Below are 14,518 nucleotides of genomic sequence, written 5' to 3'. Positions count from 1 at the left end.
ATGATCATTGCAAAGACTGGCTCACGAGTACATATGCGGCAAGCAGCAAGGCCGCGTTGTCCAGCGCCAAACCCACCCTACGAGTGAGGCCGTAGCCGTAGTGCTCTTTCAGCCCCAAGCCGCGCCGGATCGCGATCACATAGAGGGCAAACAGGATCGGGTATATCAGATGGAGGAGCAGGCCGGCGGCCGTGCAGTAGTCACACAGCAAGCCCAGTAGCGCCACGGTGCCAATGAGCAATGTCAGCCCGCGTGAGGCGAGCACCAGCGATGTGTTGGAGATCATCATTTGCAGGTGTCCCGCTCTTCGCGATCTTTCCAAGGTCCGCTGACACCGAAGTCGCCGCCGCGGGAGTAGAAGATGGAGCTTGTGCCCAGCCTACCGAAAACGTCCGAGAGGAAGAGTTGGCGCTGCAAGCCGCCAAGTTGGAGACGGGCAGCAAAGGAGAGGTCGGCGAAGGCTTTGCCGTTCAGGATGGCGCTGGCCGTGTTCATGAACGAGTCGACCGTCTGACCGAGCACGTTGGAGAAGGCGTCGTAGGACTCCGGTGCGTAGATCGACCAAACATGGTTGATCGCCGTGCCGACGGCGTAGCCGTATCCAAATGTCAGTCCCAATCGTGTGCCTACGAAGCTGGCGGTCTCGTACAGTGCGGCGCGTACCGACAGCGATCCTACGGGTGCAGTTCGATAGTCGAGGTAGATCTGCCGAATGGTCATGTCGATGTTCGGAGCGGGTGTGTTGCCCGACGCAATCAGGCCGCGCCCGACGGGGTGACTGGGGAACTGGGCCCTGGGAGTCAAAGGCGAGAGCTGCAGTGACAGGCTTGTTGCCAAGGTCGGCGACACTTTGAGAGCTGCAGCGTAGGTGTCGGCGAAGCCAAAGTGGCTTCCGATCCGGGCCAGGGTCGCTGCGTCACACCTAAATGCCAAGATGTCCAGGAGTTTGGCCTGCTTGCTGCTGTTCCTTGTCGCGTTGCTGTACTCGTAAGCTAAATCGTTCAGCTCGGCGGCGCTCATAGAAGCCAGGAGTTGCATCAGCTGCGCTGTCGGCATGCCCTCGATATTGCTCTCAATCGTGTGCTGGAAGCTGTTGTTGATGGCGTCTGGGAACTCCCAAGCGTGTCGGGCGCCGGGTGCAATCGATGCATGGGATGTGAAGTTGCTGACGATGTCGGGGCCATTGCTTGAGGTGAGCTTGCCATCGCAGTCATTGTTCGCTGCAAAGGCTGGCCCAAACATGACGATAGAAACCGTGCTGCCAAGAAAGTTTCGACGAGTGGCCATTTCAGTCTCCTGCTGTGGGTTGCAGTTTCAGTGCGCCTTAAGTTGGTCGGAAAGCCGATGGGCGCTCATCAAGACTAGGTCGTGGTCAACAGTACGTTCAACCTGTCAGGTCTTACACCTTTATTCGGTGGGGTCTGCCTTGGCTTAGGGATGGAGCGTCACATAGTTCGGCTTCAGACCTTTGGGTCAGTGATTCGAGAAGTCATCGTGGCGGTTGCGCAGGCGCAGAGTTCTCGGACTGAGGTGGCCCCACAAGGTGATTCCCTTCGATGCCCTCACATGTTTTCAGCGGCGCCAGTCGCTCTCGATGAAGCGCAGCACCGCATCCTCGTGGTGCGGGCCGATCACTTGGTGGGCTTCCTGCTTGACCGCCTCGATGGCATTGGCCACGGCGATGCCGCGGTGGGCGGCGCGCAGCATCTTGATGTCGTTGACATGGTCGCCAAAGACCACCACCTCGCGTTCCTGCAGGCCGTAGCGTTGGGCCAGCAGCTGAATGCCCTGGTCCTTGGTGGCGCGCCGGTCGTGCACGGTCAGCCAGGGCCAGCCGGGCTTGTAGAGGTCCTCGGCCAGATGGGTTTCCACCGCGTCGCCGCAGAGCGCGTCGATGTCCGCCTGCAGCGCCGCCAGCGGCGCCTCGCGCTCCACCACCACAAAGGTCACGGCCGGGTCGCGCAGCTCGTCCTGCAGGCGTGGGCTGTGGCGCAGACGCGGGTCGGCATTGCGCTGGCGTTCGGTGACAAAGGCCTGCTGCGCCTCGTTGTGCACCGATTGGTAAAACAGCTGGTCGCCCAGCGGGCCGTGGGTGGAGACGAAGGGCATCAGGTCATGTTGGCGGATCAGGGCGAACACGGCCTGGGCCAGGGCTGGTTCCATGGCGTTGACCACTTCATGCTCGGCGCTGGCCATATTGCTGAGGTAGGCGCCGTTGCTGCCGATCACGGGTAGGCGCAGGGGTAGATCGCCGAGGATGTGGCGGATCGAGGTGACATGGCGGGCGCTGGCCACGGTGAAGAGCAGGCCTTGGTCCAGCAGGCGGGTCAGACCGGCGCGGGTGCTGTCGGCGAGGCGGCCTTGTGGGTCGAGCAGGGTGCCGTCGAGGTCGGAGACGTAAAGCGTCATGTCGGGATCAGGCTGCAAAAAAAGAAAAAGGGCGGCTGAAGCCGCCCCGGAAAAGTCGCGATCGGTGCGAGTTGCTCAGAGCACCTCGGAGGCAAAGTCTGCCAGACGCGAGCGTTCGCCGCGGGCCAGCGTGACATGGCCGCTGTGGGCCCAGCCTTTGAATCGATCCACGGCATAGGTCAGGCCCGAGCTGCCTTCGGTCAGGTAAGGCGTGTCGATCTGCGCCAGATTGCCCAGGCAGACGATCTTGGTGCCGGGGCCGGCGCGGGTGATCAAGGTCTTCATCTGCTTGGGCGTCAGGTTTTGCGCCTCGTCGATGATGACGAACTTGTTCAAAAAGGTGCGGCCGCGCATGAAGTTCAAGCTCTTGATCTTGATCTTGCTGCGCACCAGGTCGTTGGTGGCGGCGCGGCCCCATTCACCGGCTGCGCTGTCGCCACGAGCCAGCACTTCCAGGTTGTCGTCCAGGGCACCCATCCAGGGGCTCATCTTTTCCTCTTCGGTGCCGGGCAGGAAGCCGATGTCCTCGCCCACAGGCACGGTCACGCGGGTGACGATGATCTCGCTGTAGCGGCGCTCATCCAGCACCTGCGAAAGGCCGGCGGCCAGGGTCATCAGGGTCTTGCCGGTGCCGGCCGTGCCGGTCAGGGTGACGAAATCGCAGTCGGGGTCGAGCAGCAGGTTGAGGGCGAAGTTCTGCTCGCGGTTGCGGGCGGTCACGCCCCAGACCGAATGTTTCTGGTTGCCGTAGTCCTTGAGCGTGCGCAGCACGGCGGTCTTGCCGGTGATCTCCAGCACCTTGGCATAGAGTGGCACGGCGCCGGGCGCTTCCAGGTAGACCAGTTCGTTGACCAGCAGCGAGGGCACCAGGGGGCCGCTGATGCGGTAGAAGGTCAGGCCGCCTTGCTGCCAGCTTTCCATGGTCTTGCCATGGCGCTCCCAGAAATCGGCCGGCAGGGCTTGCACGCCGGTGTAGAGCAGGTCGGAGTCTTCCAGCGTCTTGTCATTGCGGTAGTCCTCGGCCGGCAGACCCAGGGCACGCGCCTTGATGCGCATATTGATGTCCTTGGACACCAGGACAACTTCGCGCTCGGGTTGCTGGATCTTCAGCGCCTGCACCACGGCCAGAATCTGGTTGTCGGCCTTGCCCTGGGGCAGGCCGGCGGGCAGGGGCGTGTCGATCAGCTGGGTCTGGAAGAACAGCTTGCCGCCGGCCTCGCGGTGGCCGGTGTGGTCCAGAGGCAGGCCCTTGGCCATTTCCTCGATGCCGCTGCTCTTCAGGCCTCCGGCCAGATTGTCCAGTTCGCGGCTGACCTGGCGCACATTGCGCGCCACTTCGGTCATGCCCTTCTTGTGCCCGTCCAGCTCTTCGAGCGTGATCATGGGCAGGTAGATGTCGTGCTCCTCGAAGCGGAACAAGCTCATGGGGTCGTGCATCAGCACATTGGTGTCGAGCACAAAGAGCTTGGGCGCGGCGGCGCCGGCCTTGCTGGAGCGGCCGGCCTTGCTCGGCTTGGCCGCCGGCGCGGCGGCGGGGGCCGCCCGGCTGGCTTTGGGCTTGTCGGCTGGATAGACCGTTGGCGTCAAGGCTTCCAGGGCCTGGCCAGGCGCGGCCTTGGGGGCGGCCGGACGTGCCTTGGCCGCGGGGGCGCTGAGGGTGACGGGCAGCGGCGCGGTGATGATCGTCTTGCTGACGCTGCTGCTGCGGCTGGGTTTGGGGGCTGGCGCTTCAGCCTTGCTGGGGCTCACCGCCAAGGTGTTTGCAAAGGCGGTGGGCTCGAGGCGGGCGGCGCGTTTGGTCGGGGGCTTGGGCAGTGGCATGGTGCTCAGTGTTCTGACGGGCGCGAGCCCGCCATGCTGTCGGAATCGGGAGACGGCAAAAGCCAGCAGCGGCGAAAAAAGCAAAAAGCCGCACAGGCTGCTGTGCGGCTTGATGGGATTTGATCTTGGGCTGCGTGGCTCTCGGGCATGAAACCATTATGCACAATGCCGACGACGACTCGTGGCAATCCAAGCGACTCGCCTGGCCCATGAAAAAAGCCGGCTCGGGCAAGGCCCGGTCCGGCTTCGTATCGGCGGCAGCGGTGCTGCCGTCCTGTGGATCAGGCGGCGGTCTTTTTCAGCGCGCTGACTTCCTTCAGCACTTCATCGACATGGCCGGCCACCTTGATGCCGCGCCATTCGGCACGCAGCACGCCCGAGGCGTCGATCAAGAAGGTCGAGCGCTCGATGCCCTTGACCTTCTTGCCGTACATGATCTTGTTCTTGACCACGCCAAACATATGGCAGAGCTTCTCTTCGGTGTCAGCGATCAGCTCGAAGGGGAGTTCCAGCGTTTGCTTGAACTTGTCGTGCGAGGCCATGTTGTCGCGTGAAACACCGAGCACAACTGCGCCAGCTTTCACGAAGTCCTTGTGCCGGTCGCGAAATTGCATCGCTTCCGTAGTACAACCGGGGGTGTTGTCCTTCGGGTAGAAGTACAGCACCACGGCTTGACCTTGATAGGTATGTGGTGTGAACTTCACGCCTCCGGTGGCAAGGGCTTCAATTTCCGGGAGAGGTTTGTTGAGCGCTGGCGTCATGTGGCGTTCTATGTATGATGTGCCCGGCTGGGCATAGCCGTTGATTATACGGCCTTTGACGAGTCCCCTCCGGGAGGCGGCGCTTCGTCATTTAGGGGGATTGCCCTTGCGCTGCTGCCTGTGATCTTGTGGCAGACCTGGGGCGGCGCGCCTCAGCCCTCGATCAACAAGGCCGCCAGCACCGCGCGGCTCTCGCTGCTCAACACGTTGTAAGTGCGGCATGCGGCCGCCAGATCCATGGTTTCGACGCCAATGCGGGCTTCGATCAGGCAACGGTAGAGGCGTGGATTGGCGAAGCGGATGCGGCTGCCACTGCCGAAGATCACCAGTTCGGGCTTGAGCGTCAGGATCTGTTCAAAGTGCGCTTCGCTCAAGTCTTCGAAGCGTGTCAGCGCCCAGGCTTGCACGTCGCCGCGCCAGGGCACCAGCACACTGCTGCGGTGTTCGTCGGCATTGACCCGGACGCTTTGTCCGTCGTGGCGCGAAATGATGTTGCCGCCTTGCGGCTCGTCGAGTTGGAATTTCATCGTGGCGGGGGAGGGGGTGGCGACAGCGCCGGGACCTGCGAAGGCTCACTTGCTTGTACTCTCAGGCGGCAGGCGTCTTGGCGGCCGTGGCCCTGTGATTAAATTGTATGGTTTTGCACTGCAACATGAGTATCGAAGGCCCATGGCCGCAGCGCAGACACTGATCCTTTAATCGACCGCACCAGGAGTCCCCGTCTTGAAGCCCATTGCCAAGTCCAGCAAGCTCGCCAGCGTCAGCTATGACATCCGTGGCCCTGTGCTGGACAAGGCGCGCCAGATGGAGGACGAGGGTCAGAAGATCATCAAGCTGAACATCGGCAATGTGGCCGCCTTTGGCTTGATGCCGCCGGACGAGATCGTGCAGGACATGATCCGCAACCTGCCTGATGCCGCCGGCTACACCGACAGCAAGGGCCTGTTCGCCCCGCGCAAGGCCGTGGTGCACTACACGCAGGAAAAAGGCGTCAAGGGCGTGACGGTGGATGATGTCTACTTGGGCAACGGCGCGTCGGAGCTGATCCAGATGGCGATGAACGCCCTGGTCAACGATGGTGACGAGGTGCTGATCCCGGCGCCTGACTTTCCGCTCTACACCGCCGTGGTGGGGCTGTCCGGCGGCAAACCGGTGCACTACCTCTGCGACGAAGGCGCGGGTTGGCTGCCCGACCTGAACGACATCGAGTCCAAGATCACGCCGCGCACCCGCGCCATCATGGTCTGCAACCCCAACAACCCGACCGGTGCGCTGTACCCGGATGACCTCTTGCTGGGCATCATCGAGATCGCTCGCCGTCACCAGCTCTTGATCTTCGCGGACGAGATCTACGACAAGACCTTGTACGACGGCAACACCCACACCAGCATGGCCAGCCTGGCCGACGATGTGCTGTTCGTGACTTTTAATGGTCTGTCCAAGAACTATCGCGCCTGCGGCTACCGCGCCGGCTGGATGGTGGTCAGCGGTGAAAAGCGCCATGCCCGCGACTACATCGAGGGCCTGAACATGCTGGCCTCGCTGCGCCTGTGCTCCAACACGCCGGGCCAGCTGGCGATCCAGACCGCCCTCGGCGGTTATCAAAGCATCAAGGACCTGGTGGCCCCGACCGGCCGCCTGTGCCGCCAGCGTGATCTGGCCTACGAGCTGCTGAGCCAGATCCCGGGCGTCAGCGTCGTCAAGCCCAAGGCTGCGCTGTACATGTTCCCGCGCTTGGACCCCAAGGTCTACCCAATCACCGACGATCAGCAGTTTGCCTACGAGCTGCTGGCCGAGGAGAAGGTGCTGATCGTCCAGGGCACTGGTTTCAACTGGGTGGCGCCCGACCACTTCCGCCTGGTCTTCCTGCCCAATTCCGACGACCTGAAGGAAGCGATCGGCCGCATCGAACGCTTCCTGGCCCATTACCGCAAGCGCCACGGCACCTGAGCCTCCCTCCCGGGTTTGTTTTCTTCGAAACGTGAACAGCAAAGTGACAGACAGCATGAAAGCGATCAAAGTCGGCCTCCTCGGCATTGGCACCGTGGGCAGTGGCACCTTCCATGTGCTGCGTCGCAACCAGGCGGAGATCAAGGGCCGCGCCGGCCGCGGCATCGAAGTGAGCATGGTGTGCCGCCGTGATCTGGCGCAGGCGCGTCAAATCGTGGGTGACGCCGATGTGGTGGTGACCGCCGACCCCTTCGAGATCATCCGCAACCCCGAGATCGACATCGTGGTCGAAACCATCGGCGGCTGCGATCTGGCTCGCACCCTGGTGCTGGAAGCCATCGCCCAGGGCAAGCATGTGGTCACCGCCAACAAGGCGCTGCTGGCCGTGCATGGCACCGAGATCTTTGCGGCCGCGCGCGCCAAGGGCGTGATGGTGGCGTTTGAAGCGGCCGTGGCTGGCGGCATCCCCATCATCAAGGCCTTGCGCGAGGGCCTGACCGCCAACCGCATCGAGTGGATCGCCGGCATCATCAACGGCACCACCAACTTCATCCTGTCCGAGATGCGCAGCAAGGGGTTGGACTTCGCCACCGTGCTGAAGGAAGCGCAGCGCCTGGGCTATGCCGAGGCCGACCCGACCTTTGACGTCGAAGGCGTGGACGCCGCCCACAAGCTGACGCTGATGAGCGCCATCGCCTTCGGCGTGCCGGTGCAGTTCGACAAAGCCCATGTGGAAGGCATCAGCCAGCTGCAAGCGGCCGACATCAAGTATGCCGAGCAGCTGGGCTACCGCATCAAGCTCCTGGGCTTGACCCGCCGCCGGGACACGGGCATCGAGCTGCGCGTGCACCCGACCCTGGTGCCCATGAGCCGCCTGATTGCCAATGTCGAAGGCGCGATGAACGCCGTGGTGGTGCAGGGCGATGCCGTCGGCACCACGCTCTACTACGGCAAGGGTGCCGGCGCCGAGCCGACCGCTTCGGCGGTGATCGCCGATCTGGTGGACATCACCCGCCTGCACACCGCCGACCCCGACCACCGCGTGCCGCATCTGGCCTTCCAGCCCGACGCGATGAGCGACACCGCCATCCTGCCCATGGCCGAGGTGCTGACCAGCTATTACCTGCGTCTGCGCGTGGCCGACGAGGCCGGTGTGCTCTCGCGCATCACCACCATCCTGGCCGAGCATGACATCTCGATCGATGCCGTGTTGCAGCGCGAATCCAACGAGGGCGAACGCCAGACCGACCTGATCATCCTGACCCACGAGACCCAGGAAGGCCGCATGAACCTGGCCCTGGCTCAGATGCAAGGTTTGAACACCGTGCTGGCGCCCATCGTGCGTCTGCGCAAGGAAGAATTGGCTTGACGAGCATGCGATACATCAGCACCCGCGGCGACCAAACTGAGCGCCGTTTCTGCGACATCCTGCTGGAAGGCCTGGCGCCCGATGGCGGCCTCTACCTGCCCACGCATTACCCGCAGGTGGACGATGCCACGTTGACGCGCTGGCGCGGCCTGGCCTATGCCGATCTGGCGTTTGAGATTTTGTCGCTCTATATCGACGACATCCCGGCCGAAGAGCTGCGTGCCATCACCCGCCGCACCTACACCGAGGCGGTGTTCGGCACCCCCGAGATCACGCCGCTCAAGACCTTGGAGCCCGGCTTGGCTTTGGAGGCCTTGTCCAACGGCCCGACTTTGGCCTTCAAGGACATGGCCATGCAGCTGCTGGGCCAGTTGTTCGAGTACGAGCTGGGCCGGCGCGGCCAGACGCTCAATATTCTGGGCGCCACCTCGGGCGACACCGGCAGCGCTGCCGAATACGCGATGCGCGGCAAGGCCGGCGTCAATGTCTTCATGCTCAGCCCCCATGGCCGCATGAGCCCCTTCCAGCAGGCCCAGATGTTCAGCCTGCAGGACCCGAACATCCACAACATCGCCGTCGAGGGCGTGTTCGATGACTGCCAGGACATCGTCAAGGCGGTCAGCAATGACCTCGAGTTCAAGCGCAAGTACCAGATCGGTACGGTCAACTCGATCAACTGGGCGCGCTTGCTGGCCCAGGTGGTGTACTACTTTGCTGGCTACTTCCAGGCGACGACGAGCAACACCGAGCGGGTCAGCTTCACCGTGCCCTCGGGCAATTTCGGCAATGTCTGCGCGGGCCATGTGGCGCGCATGATGGGCTTGCCGATTGCGCATTTGGTGGTGGCCACCAACGAAAACGATGTGCTGGACGAGTTCTTCCGCACCGGCGTCTACCGCGTGCGCGGCAGCGCCGAGACGCACGAGACCTCGAGCCCGTCCATGGATATTTCCAAGGCCAGCAATTTCGAGCGTTTTGTGTTCGATCTGCTGGGTCGTGACGGCCAGCGGGTCAAGGGCTTGTTTGGCGAGGCCATTGCCCGCGAAGGGCGTTTCCAGATCAGCGCCAGCGAACATGCCGAGATTGCGCGTTATGGCTTCCAGTCCGGCCGCAGCAGCCATGCTGACCGCCTGGCCACCATTCGCGCCACCCACGCACGCTACGGCGTGGTGGTGGACACCCACACCGCCGATGGCCTCAAGGTGGCACAAGAGCGCCGCGAGCCCGGTGTGACCATGCTGGTGCTGGAGACAGCTTTGCCGGTCAAGTTCGCGGCCACCATCGAGGAAGCGCTGGGCACACCGCCACCTCGGCCCGCTGGTCTGGAGCACATCGAATCTCTGCCCAAGCGCGTGGTGGTGATGCCGGTCGATGTGGCCGCAGTCCAGCGTTTCATTGAAACCCATGTCTGAGTCCTCTGCCGCCCAGGCCAAGCCGGCCATGCTGCCGCTGGACGAGGCGCTGGCCCGCTTGCTGGCTGCTGTTCAGCCCCTGGGCTTGAGCGAAGTGCTGCCCACGGCCGAGGCCCTGGGCCGGGTGCTGAGCCAGGACGTGGTGTCCTTGCTCGACGTGCCGCCGGCCGACAACTCGGCCATGGACGGCTATGCCTTTTGCGCCGCCGATGTGCACGAGCCAGGCTCGGTTCTGCCGGTGGCGCAGCGCGTGCCGGCCGGCGTGGTCGGTGCGGCTCACCAGCCGGGCACGGCGGCGCGCATCTTCACCGGTGCGCAAGTGCCAGTGGGCGCCGACACCGTGCTGATGCAGGAACAATGCGAGGCCGTGCCGGGCGAGGGCCTGGGCGCCGTGCGATTCTTGAGCGTGCCCGAGCTGGGCAATGCCATCCGTCGCCGCGGCGAGGATGTGGAGCGCGGCGCCACCGTGCTCTCGGTCGGCAGTCGCCTGGATCCGGCGGGCTTGGGCCTGGCTGCTTCGGTCGGCGCGGCCCAGCTGAAAGTGGCGCGGCGCCCGCGCGTGGCGCTGTTTTCTACCGGCGATGAGTTGGTCATGCCCGGCGAGCCGCTGCGTCCCGGCGCCATCTACAACTCCAACCGCTTCACCCTGCGCGGCCTGCTGCAAGGCCTGGGCTGCGAGGTGCTGGACTTGGGCATCGTGCCCGACCGGCTCGATGCCACGCGCGCGGCCCTGCGGGAAGCGGCGGCGCGGGCCGACCTCATCATCACCTCGGGCGGCGTTTCCGTCGGCGAGGAAGACCATCTGCGGCCGGCCGTGCAGGCCGAAGGGCAGCTGGAGCTCTGGCAGATCGCCATCAAACCGGGCAAGCCCTTTGCCTTCGGTTCGGTGCGGCGCGATGGTGATGGCGGTTCAGCGTGGTTCGTCGGTCTGCCAGGCAATCCGGTGGCCAGTTTGGTGACCTTCTGCCTGCTGGTTCGGCCGGTGATCTTGCGCCTGCAGGGCGCCACCCGCCTGCAGCCACGCGCCTATGCACTGCGTGCGGATTTCGCCTGGCCGCGTGCCGATCGGCGCCAGGAGTTTCTGCGTGCCCGGCTCAACGAGGCCGGCGGCTTGGATCTGTTCGCCAACCAAAGCTCGGGCGTGCTCAGCTCGGCGGTCTGGGGCGATGGCCTGGTGGACAACCCCTCGGGCCGCAGCATCGCGCCCGGCGACACGGTGCGCTTTCTGCCCTTCAGTGAGTTGCTGTCATGAGTGATGCCGTGGTCATGATCCAGGTGCAACTGCGTTTTTTTGCTTCGCTGCGGGAGCAGTTGGGGGCGGGCGAGCGACTCGAGATTCCCGCCGGCACCAGCGTGGCCGCTTTGCGCGAGCAGCTCTGTGGGCGCTCGGCGGCGCATGCGGACGCCTTGGGGCCTGGGAGAGCCGTTCGTTGTGCGCTCAACCAGCAGATGGTGGCAAGCGACCAGACCCGCATTTCGGCCGATGCCGAGCTGGCCTTTTTCCCGCCGGTCACCGGCGGTTGAGTCTATGAGGCTGCTGTGCAGGGCTTGCATCTGACTGCCGATTTGCGTGGCTGCGACCCGCAGTCGCCGTTGATGCTGGACCCAGAGTCTCTCGGTCGCCTGTGCCGCGATGCCGTGCAGGCGGCGGGTTTGGGCGCTGTGGCCGAGCTGTTTCATCGTTTTGAGGTCGCGCCTGGCTGTGAGCAGAGCGGCATCACGGGCGTGGTTCTGCTGGCCGAATCGCATCTGGCCATTCACACCTGGCCCGAGCTGGGCGGCGTCACGCTCGACGTGTATGTCTGCAACCTGGTGGGCGACAACAGTGCCGCGGCCGAACGGTTGATGCAGCTGCTGTGCGATGCCTTTGATGCTGGCTCACGGCGAGAGCAGCGTTTGGTGCGCGGCTGACGAGGTCGGCTGGAATCGGCACGAAGCAGCCCTTGGGTCGGGTGTTGATCGGGCCGACTGGGTACTCTACTCCGTTCATGTCCCCCGACCCCAGCCTGCGGCTGGGGCCTCCTCCTTTACTTCACTTCGCAGAGCACCCAGCCGTCCCGATCCAGCGAGGCCATGCTCCTTCGACGAAAACGACGAGCGATCGCACTGACAAGAGGTGTCGGGTGAGTGCTGAAGCGAAGTAAAGGGGGAGGCCTGTGCGCTGCACAGGCAGGAGGACTGAGCCCGGACTCAAACAGTCCTGAGGACTGTTTGTGCCAGGCGAAGGGCTGGGCCGCTGGCCCAGACATGAGCGGAAGCACTCGCCCGACGCCCCTTGGCACAAGCCCAACCTTCAAAGGCTACTCTGTGCCGATTGCGGCCTCTCCAGGTGCAGCTCAAAAACACAAAAGCCCCGCGGCTGCGGGGCTTCTTGTGGATGCGAACGGATCGGTGAAGATCAGAAGGCGTAGTTCAGGCCCAGATTGAACTGGTGAATCTTGAACTCGGCGCTTTGGCCGCCAGCGCCGATCTTGTTCTTGCCCAAGTTCACATACTCAGCGCGCAGGCTCAGAGCCTTGTCGAACTGGTAAGCGCCGCCCAAGCCGAAGAAGGCCTTGGTCTTGTGCAAAGAAAAGTCAACATTGCTGACCGTGAAGTCCAGCGAGTTGCGGCTTACGCCCAGGCGTGCGAACAGCGAGAACTCCTTGTTCAGCGGGGCGATACCCAGTGCCGAAATTTGCAGCGCGTTGACCGACAGCTTGAGGCCGTCTTCGGTGTCCGAACCCAGACGACGCACAGAAGCCTCGAAAGCCACATTGGTGTTCAGCTGATAGCCAACGCTGGCGCCGAAACCGGTTTTGGAGCCCGAATCGCCTTCGATCTTGAAGCGGCTCGAACCAATGTCGCCACCCACATACCAGCTGTTGTCAGCGGCGCAAGCGGTGGAAGCGGCGAAGGCCAGAGCGGCCAGGGCAAAAATCTTCTTCATGGAAATGGAACTCTTTTCTAGGATCACAAAAACTCTCCCTCCGGAGAGAGGCGCGCATCCTATCAAGGGTTTCCCCTTGTCCTTTCTCGGCTGTTGTATCGAGCCATCAAGGTTTGATGGAAAGATTACCCAGCGCGCCTGCGGCGCATCGGCTTTTGTTGGATGGCCGCTGGGGCACTGTCGCCGAGCAAGTAGCGGGCGCCCGCGCCATGCCGAGCGGCCTGGTCATCGGGGTTGTAGAGCCCGCATTTGCTCAAGGACAGGCAGCCGCAGCCTATGCATGAGCTCAGCGTGTCGCGCAAGCGCGTGAGCTCGGCGATGCGTTGGTCCAGCATGGGCCGCCAGGAGGCAGACAGGTGTTCCCAGTCGGCCACGGTCGGTGTGCGGCCATCGGGCAGCTGGGCGAGAGCTGCGCGGATCTGCTCCAGGCTCAAACCGACCGCCTGGGCCGCACGGACAAAGGCCAGACGACGCAGATCGGCGCGCGCGTACTGGCGCCGACCGCTGCCGCTGCGTGTGCTTTGCATCAGCCCGGCGTCTTCATAGAAGCGCAGGGCACTGGCCGCCACGCCGCTGCGCCGCACCAGTTCCCCGATGGGTAGCCGATCGCTCGCCGCGGCAGGGGCCTTGGCGCGCGGATCCGGTCGTGCCTGAGCGGTGTCGATGGGCAGCTTGGTGGCGGATTTACTTGGCATATGAATCTTGATCGACTTGATCGAAAAAGCGCTTGACTTCAAGTTCACTTGAACTTTCAGTATAGGAGCCTTGCATCACTTCCGAGCGTTTCCACCATGTCCAGTTCCACCGTTTCCAGCAGCAAACAGCTCCATGCCTGGCTGGACCGCAGCCTTGCTTTCCCGCCCGAGTATGGACAGCAGTTGAGCAGCCACCTGCCCATGGCTCTGCAGGCCCTGCACAGCCTGGGCGCCGATGAGGTTCGCATCGAAAACTTCTTCGCCAGCTACACCGAGCGCTTCGAGGGCCGCCGCAGCCCGAGCGAGGGCCGAGTCTTGCCTGACTGGCAGGAGGCACTGGGTCGCTACGAGGCCTTTGCAGATCTGCGGCACAGTTTCGCGGCTGCTCTCGCCGAGCAGGGGCGCGACGTGCTGCTGCGCCAGGTTCTGCCGGTGCTGCTGCCCGGTGTCTCGGCCGTGGCTTTTCACGGTGCCATCCGTACCGCTCATGCGCTCGAGTCCGGCCACGCTGCGGAGTTGGCCTCGGCCTTGGCCTACTGGGCTTGCCGCTGGCACGTCTTGCCGGCGCCGGCCGCCGGAACCGCTCCTGTGCGTCAGCCGGAGCGCTGGTCACAAGCCCTGGTCGATGGCGCCAAGTCTTGGCGCAGTGAGGCGCCCTTGATCTTCTTGCGCATGGAAGCGGCGACTCAGACGCCCTTGTATGCCGAATTGGCCCACGGTCTGGCACCCGCAGCTTCGCTGGAGCAGCGCCTTGCTGAGTTGGCTCATTTGGCATTGGGCTACTACCTGGACAGCGCCAACTTCACCGTCTTGCACATGATCACCGGTCTGCGCGCCCTCCGCCTGCTCTTGCCCTGGCTGCCGGAGACCTTGCGCTCTGACCCGGCCGTCCAGGATCGGCTGGGCGAGGCTTTTGTTGCGGCCTATATGGCGGGGCGGGTCCAGCCGCGATCGGCTGCGACGGAGCTGGACCGAACAGAGGACCTGAGCTGGAGCGAGTTGGCTGAGGCTGCCACGCAAGCCCGCGACGACCACACGATCAAGCTCGTCCACGCCTGCCACGAGGAAATGGCAGTCTATGGCGATGCCCGTTATCTCCTGGCGGCGGCGCTGGTCTTGCGCTGATTCTGAAAAAGGAAAAGCCCCGCTGTGGCGGGGCTTGCTTGTCATTC

15 protein-coding genes are annotated in these 14,518 nt (G+C 63.8%); 7 read left to right on the top strand and 8 right to left on the bottom strand.

Translation table 11 applies throughout. The features are described 5' to 3' along the window. Nucleotides 1-4 precede the first annotated feature (4 nt). From LNV23_RS09455 to LNV23_RS09430, 6 genes are all read right to left on the bottom strand, one after another. Nucleotides 5-289, bottom strand: a complete 285-nt coding sequence (locus tag LNV23_RS09455; protein ID WP_263562763.1) for a hypothetical protein — start codon at nucleotides 287-289, stop codon at nucleotides 5-7. After that, nucleotides 286-1,287: a hypothetical protein gene (locus LNV23_RS09450; RefSeq protein WP_263562762.1), complete on the bottom strand. Its 1,002-nt coding sequence runs from the start codon at nucleotides 1,285-1,287 to the stop codon at nucleotides 286-288. The genes LNV23_RS09455 and LNV23_RS09450 overlap by 4 nt, the downstream gene beginning before the upstream one ends. Nucleotides 1,288-1,572: 285 nt before the next feature. After that, nucleotides 1,573-2,409, bottom strand: a complete 837-nt coding sequence (locus tag LNV23_RS09445) for an HAD family hydrolase (RefSeq protein WP_263562761.1) — start codon at nucleotides 2,407-2,409, stop codon at nucleotides 1,573-1,575. A gap of 75 nt (nucleotides 2,410-2,484) precedes the next feature. Then, nucleotides 2,485-4,230 carry a PhoH family protein gene (locus tag LNV23_RS09440; protein WP_263562760.1) on the bottom strand — a complete coding sequence of 582 codons (1,746 nt, stop codon included), beginning with the start codon at nucleotides 4,228-4,230 and terminating at the stop codon, nucleotides 2,485-2,487. A 281-nt stretch (nucleotides 4,231-4,511) separates the two neighbouring features. Beyond that, nucleotides 4,512-4,991: a peroxiredoxin gene (locus tag LNV23_RS09435; RefSeq protein WP_263562759.1), complete on the bottom strand. Its 480-nt coding sequence runs from the start codon at nucleotides 4,989-4,991 to the stop codon at nucleotides 4,512-4,514. Between the two features lie 152 nt (nucleotides 4,992-5,143). After that, a complete protein-coding gene (locus LNV23_RS09430) occupies nucleotides 5,144-5,518 on the bottom strand; it encodes an Mth938-like domain-containing protein (protein WP_263562758.1) in 375 nt (124 codons plus the stop codon). 196 nt (nucleotides 5,519-5,714) lie between these two features. Here LNV23_RS09430 and LNV23_RS09425 point away from each other — a divergent pair, with 196 nt between their 5' ends. From LNV23_RS09425 to speD, 6 genes are read left to right on the top strand one after another with little or no spacing between them, the layout of a single operon-like run. After that, the gene (locus LNV23_RS09425) at nucleotides 5,715-6,941 is read left to right on the top strand and encodes a pyridoxal phosphate-dependent aminotransferase (protein WP_263562757.1); all 1,227 of its coding nucleotides are present in this window, start codon (nucleotides 5,715-5,717) and stop codon (nucleotides 6,939-6,941) included. A gap of 55 nt (nucleotides 6,942-6,996) precedes the next feature. Continuing rightward, entirely contained in the window at nucleotides 6,997-8,310 is a 1,314-nt protein-coding gene (locus LNV23_RS09420) for a homoserine dehydrogenase (RefSeq protein WP_263519664.1), read from the top strand. Between the two features lie 5 nt (nucleotides 8,311-8,315). Continuing rightward, nucleotides 8,316-9,722, top strand: a complete 1,407-nt coding sequence (thrC, locus tag LNV23_RS09415; protein ID WP_263562905.1) for a threonine synthase — start codon at nucleotides 8,316-8,318, stop codon at nucleotides 9,720-9,722. Continuing rightward, nucleotides 9,715-10,974: a molybdopterin molybdotransferase MoeA gene (locus LNV23_RS09410; RefSeq protein ID WP_263562756.1), complete on the top strand. Its 1,260-nt coding sequence runs from the start codon at nucleotides 9,715-9,717 to the stop codon at nucleotides 10,972-10,974. The genes thrC and LNV23_RS09410 overlap by 8 nt, the downstream gene beginning before the upstream one ends. Nucleotides 10,975-10,991: 17 nt before the next feature. Then, the gene (locus LNV23_RS09405) at nucleotides 10,992-11,246 is read left to right on the top strand and encodes a MoaD/ThiS family protein (protein ID WP_263519687.1); all 255 of its coding nucleotides are present in this window, start codon (nucleotides 10,992-10,994) and stop codon (nucleotides 11,244-11,246) included. Nucleotides 11,247-11,261: 15 nt separating this feature from the next. Then, nucleotides 11,262-11,633 (top strand): adenosylmethionine decarboxylase, encoded by a 372-nt coding sequence (gene speD, locus LNV23_RS09400; RefSeq protein ID WP_263562755.1) that lies wholly within the window; start codon nucleotides 11,262-11,264, stop codon nucleotides 11,631-11,633. Nucleotides 11,634-12,120: 487 nt separating this feature from the next. Here the strand turns inward: speD and LNV23_RS09395 are convergent, their stop codons facing one another. Both LNV23_RS09395 and soxR read right to left on the bottom strand, forming a co-directional pair. Beyond that, nucleotides 12,121-12,651 (bottom strand): outer membrane beta-barrel protein, encoded by a 531-nt coding sequence (locus tag LNV23_RS09395; protein ID WP_263562754.1) that lies wholly within the window; start codon nucleotides 12,649-12,651, stop codon nucleotides 12,121-12,123. A gap of 125 nt (nucleotides 12,652-12,776) precedes the next feature. Beyond that, nucleotides 12,777-13,394 carry a redox-sensitive transcriptional activator SoxR gene (soxR, locus tag LNV23_RS09390; RefSeq protein WP_318023220.1) on the bottom strand — a complete coding sequence of 206 codons (618 nt, stop codon included), beginning with the start codon at nucleotides 13,392-13,394 and terminating at the stop codon, nucleotides 12,777-12,779. 48 nt (nucleotides 13,395-13,442) lie between these two features. On the opposite strand from soxR, the gene LNV23_RS09385 reads away from it, so the two are divergent. After that, nucleotides 13,443-14,471, top strand: a complete 1,029-nt coding sequence (locus LNV23_RS09385; RefSeq protein WP_263562753.1) for a questin oxidase family protein — start codon at nucleotides 13,443-13,445, stop codon at nucleotides 14,469-14,471. Nucleotides 14,472-14,518: the final 47 nt, after the last annotated feature.

The organism is Kinneretia sp. DJ1R-11, from assembly GCF_025717595.1.
Lineage (GTDB): Bacteria > Pseudomonadota > Gammaproteobacteria > Burkholderiales > Burkholderiaceae_C > Paucibacter_A.
This window is presented reverse-complemented; position numbering and strand designations above follow the sequence as displayed.

Coding starts and splice junctions, on each gene's coding strand:
- LNV23_RS09455 (WP_263562763.1), bottom strand. CDS start 289: ATGATGATCTCCAACACATCGCTGGTGCTCGCCTCACGCGGGCTGACA.
- LNV23_RS09450 (WP_263562762.1), bottom strand. CDS start 1,287: ATGGCCACTCGTCGAAACTTTCTTGGCAGCACGGTTTCTATCGTCATG.
- LNV23_RS09445 (WP_263562761.1), bottom strand. CDS start 2,409: ATGACGCTTTACGTCTCCGACCTCGACGGCACCCTGCTCGACCCACAA.
- LNV23_RS09440 (WP_263562760.1), bottom strand. CDS start 4,230: ATGCCACTGCCCAAGCCCCCGACCAAACGCGCCGCCCGCCTCGAGCCC.
- LNV23_RS09435 (WP_263562759.1), bottom strand. CDS start 4,991: ATGACGCCAGCGCTCAACAAACCTCTCCCGGAAATTGAAGCCCTTGCC.
- LNV23_RS09430 (WP_263562758.1), bottom strand. CDS start 5,518: ATGAAATTCCAACTCGACGAGCCGCAAGGCGGCAACATCATTTCGCGC.
- LNV23_RS09420 (WP_263519664.1), top strand. CDS start 6,997: ATGAAAGCGATCAAAGTCGGCCTCCTCGGCATTGGCACCGTGGGCAGT.
- thrC (WP_263562905.1), top strand. CDS start 8,316: ATGCGATACATCAGCACCCGCGGCGACCAAACTGAGCGCCGTTTCTGC.
- LNV23_RS09410 (WP_263562756.1), top strand. CDS start 9,715: ATGTCTGAGTCCTCTGCCGCCCAGGCCAAGCCGGCCATGCTGCCGCTG.
- LNV23_RS09395 (WP_263562754.1), bottom strand. CDS start 12,651: ATGAAGAAGATTTTTGCCCTGGCCGCTCTGGCCTTCGCCGCTTCCACC.
- LNV23_RS09385 (WP_263562753.1), top strand. CDS start 13,443: ATGTCCAGTTCCACCGTTTCCAGCAGCAAACAGCTCCATGCCTGGCTG.